The following is a 3,279-nucleotide window of genomic DNA, read 5'->3' on the forward strand; positions in this document are numbered from 1 at the left end:
CGCCCCCGCCCGGATTGCAGCGGCCACCGGTGCCCGGGTGATCCCGGTCGTCGCGACCTTCCTCCCGGACTATCGCGGTTGGCGCGTCCGTTTTTATCCGCCATGGGAAGACTACCCGGGCCCCGACATGCTTGCCGCGACCGCCCGCATGAACGCCTTCATCGAAGAGCGGGCGCTGGAGACGCCATCGGAGTATTTCTGGGCGCACAAGCGTTTCAAGACGAGGCCCGAGGGGGAGAAGGATTTTTACTATCCCTAGCGTGCAGCCCGGCCGGCGCAACTGCGTCGCGCCAAATATAATGAGTGCATGAAACTCAAGTTCACCAAAATGCATGGCGCCGGCAACGACTTCGTCGTGATCGACGCCATCAACCAGCAAATTAGCTTCAGCCCTGAACAGTGGCGGCTGATCGCCGACCGCCGCTTCGGCATCGGCGCCGACCAGATACTGGTGGTGGAGCGCGCCAGTCAAGCCGGCGTCGACTTCCGTTACCGGATCTATAACGCCGACGGCGGCGAAGTCGAACAATGCGGCAACGGCGCCCGCGCCTTCGTCCGCTTCGTCACCGACAAGCACCTGACCGACAAGCAGGCGATCCGGGTCGAAACCCTGGCCGGCGTCATCGAGCCCCGGCTCGAAGCAGACGGCAACATCACGGTCAACATGGGCGCGCCGATACTGGAGCCGGAGCGGGTGCCGTTCGACGCCGCCGGCCTGCAGCCGGCGACCGAAGGCAGCGACCTGTTGTGGCCGCTGCAGGTCGGAGACAAAACCGTGCCGGTATCGGTGGTATCGATGGGCAATCCGCACGCCGTGCAGGTAGTGCCGGAGGCCGACTCGGCGCCGGTGGCGGCCGACGGCCCCCTGATCGAGCACCATCCGCGGTTTCCGAAAAGGGTCAATGCCGGCTTCATGCAGGTGCTTGATCCTCACGCCATCCGCCTGCGCGTGTTCGAGCGCGGCGCCGGCGAGACGCTCGCCTGCGGCACCGGCGCTTGCGCGGCGGTGGTGGCGGGCATCCGGCGCGGCCTGCTGCAATCGCCGGTACGGGTTGAAACCCGCGGCGGCATCCTGTCGATAGCCTGGGATGGCGGCGCCTCGCCGGTCATGATGACCGGCCCCGCGGTGTCCGTGTTCGAAGGCGAAATCGACATCGGGCAAGCAGATCAAGTCGGTTAGCCGGCTGGTAAAAGAAACAGCGAGCGGGTCGGGATCGGGGCTGATGAGCGCAATCGTGCGCAGCTACGATGAGCACCGGAGCCCCGGGATCGGACCGCGCAGTAGTTCTGCACCCGCCTGTTAGAATCGCTGACGTAATTCGTGGCGCAAACAAGAAGCCGAAACCGGCTGCGCGCCATTCCGACCCTGGAAATCTCATGACTGTTGAACTCGACTCTGCCGCGGTTGCCGGCTACCTCGCCAACCACCCGCAATTTTTCGAAGAACATGCGCAACTGTTCGCCGGCCTGCGGCTGCCCAGCGCCCTCGGCGGCCGCACCGTGTCGCTGCAGGACCGGCAGGTCGAGGTTCTGCGAGAAAAGGTAAAGGCGCTCGAACTGCGCCAGGCCAGCCTGTACCGCGTCGGCGAAGAGAACGACGCCCTGAACGAGCGCTTCCAGGACTGGACCTGTTCGCTGCTGACGGCGCGCAACGATGTCGACCTGCCGCATGTGCTGGTGGACGGCCTTAAGACCGTGTTCCACGTGCCGCATGCCACGCTGCGCCTGTGGAATGTGGCCGAGCCGTATTCCCATACCTGGTATGCCGAGGATGTCTCGCCGGACACGCGCATTTTCGCCAGCAGCCTGCATGTGCCGTTCTGCGGCCCGAACAACGACTTCGAAGCGGTGCGCCTGCTCGATGACGCCGGTCCGATCGAATCGGTGGCGCTGCTGCCGCTGCGTGCCACTGCTGACAGCGAAGCGTTCGGGCTGCTGGTACTCGGCTCGCCCGATCGCCAGCGCTTCAGCGCCGACATGGCGACCGATTTCCTGGCGCGGATTGCGCGCACGTCCGCAGCAGCACTTTCGCCGCTGCTCGCCTGACATTTCCGGCGCGCCCTGGCATGGGGTTCGACACCGACATCGGCAGTTACCTGGAATCGCTGCGCACGCAGCGCATGCTGTCCCCGCACACGCTCAGCAATTACGGCCGCGACCTCGGCAACCTCGCCCGGTTCGCGGCCGCCTCGGGAACCAGTCCGGGCCCCGAGCAGGTGACCCATGTCCAGATCCGTAAATTGGCGGCACAACTGCATGCGCAGGGGCTATCTCCGCGCTCGATCGCCCGCCAGCTGTCGGCATGGCGCGGATTTTTCAGCTGGCTCGCGGAGCAAGGGCGTCCCCTGGAACGCAATCCGGTCGACGGCGTGAAAGCGCCGCGGCGCGCAAAATCATTGCCCAAGGCCCTGTCACCGGACGACGCCATCCGCCTGGTGGCCCAGCCCATGCCGGGCCGCGACCCGGAAGCGGTCGAACAGCAGTGCAACCGCGCCATGTTCGAACTGCTGTATTCGAGCGGCCTGCGGGTGTCCGAACTGGCCGGGCTCGACCTGCGCTATGTACAGCAGGATGGCTACCGTTCGCTCGGCTGGCTGGACGACCAGCTGTCCGAAGTCACCGTGACCGGCAAGGGCAGCAAGATGCGCACCGTGCCGGTCGGGACCCATGCGGCACAGGCGCTGGGTGCCTGGCTGCAGGCGCGCCCGGCAGTTGCCACGGCTGCCACGCCGGACCACCAGTGCGCACTGTTCCTGAACAGCCGCGGCCGGCGCATCACCCCGGCCGTGGTGCAAAAGCGGATCAAGGCGCATGCGCGCGCGCTCGGCATCCCGGCCAATGTCCATCCGCACGTGATGCGTCACTCATTCGCGTCGCATGTGCTGCAATCCTCCGGCGACCTGCGTGCCGTCCAGGAAATGCTCGGCCATGCCTCGATCGCGTCGACACAGGTATATACTTCGCTCGACTTCCAGCGGCTGGCCCAGGTCTACGACGCCGCCCATCCCAGGGCAAAAAAGCGCAACAGCGAGGACTGACGAGCCACAAGTCCACCACGCCGCCTTCTTTACCAGACAATTTCCCCATGGCACTGATACCCGCAACCATTCTCACCGGCTTTCTTGGCGCCGGCAAGACCACACTGCTGAACCGGATCCTGCATGAGCAGCACGGCTTGCGCATCGCCGTCATCGAGAACGAATTCGGCCAGGAAAACATCGACAACGAAATCCTGGTCCAGGAAAGCAGCGAGCACATCGTCGAGATGAACAACGGCTG

General features: G+C 65.3%; 4 protein-coding genes and 1 pseudogene. All 5 read left to right on the forward strand.

The genetic code is table 11. The annotated features are described in order from the left end of the window. Positions 1-259 (forward strand): annotated as a pseudogene (locus Q7T06_RS01395) (lipid A biosynthesis acyltransferase); the annotation flags it as partial. A 48-nt stretch (positions 260-307) separates the two neighbouring features. Beyond that, positions 308-1,180: a diaminopimelate epimerase gene (gene dapF, locus Q7T06_RS01400; protein WP_304778911.1), complete on the forward strand. Its 873-nt coding sequence runs from the start codon at positions 308-310 to the stop codon at positions 1,178-1,180. 197 nt (positions 1,181-1,377) lie between these two features. Next, a complete protein-coding gene (locus Q7T06_RS01405; RefSeq protein ID WP_304778914.1) occupies positions 1,378-2,046 on the forward strand; it encodes a DUF484 family protein in 669 nt (222 codons plus the stop codon). Between the two features lie 20 nt (positions 2,047-2,066). Then, positions 2,067-3,038, forward strand: coding sequence for a tyrosine recombinase XerC (gene xerC / locus Q7T06_RS01410; protein WP_304778916.1), 972 nt, complete (start codon positions 2,067-2,069; stop codon positions 3,036-3,038). 47 nt (positions 3,039-3,085) lie between these two features. Continuing rightward, a partial coding sequence (locus Q7T06_RS01415; protein ID WP_304778919.1) for a GTP-binding protein occupies positions 3,086-3,279 on the forward strand: 194 nt, incomplete at its 3' end.

The organism is Herminiimonas sp. (assembly GCF_030645555.1).
GTDB lineage: Bacteria > Pseudomonadota > Gammaproteobacteria > Burkholderiales > Burkholderiaceae_D > Oxalicibacterium.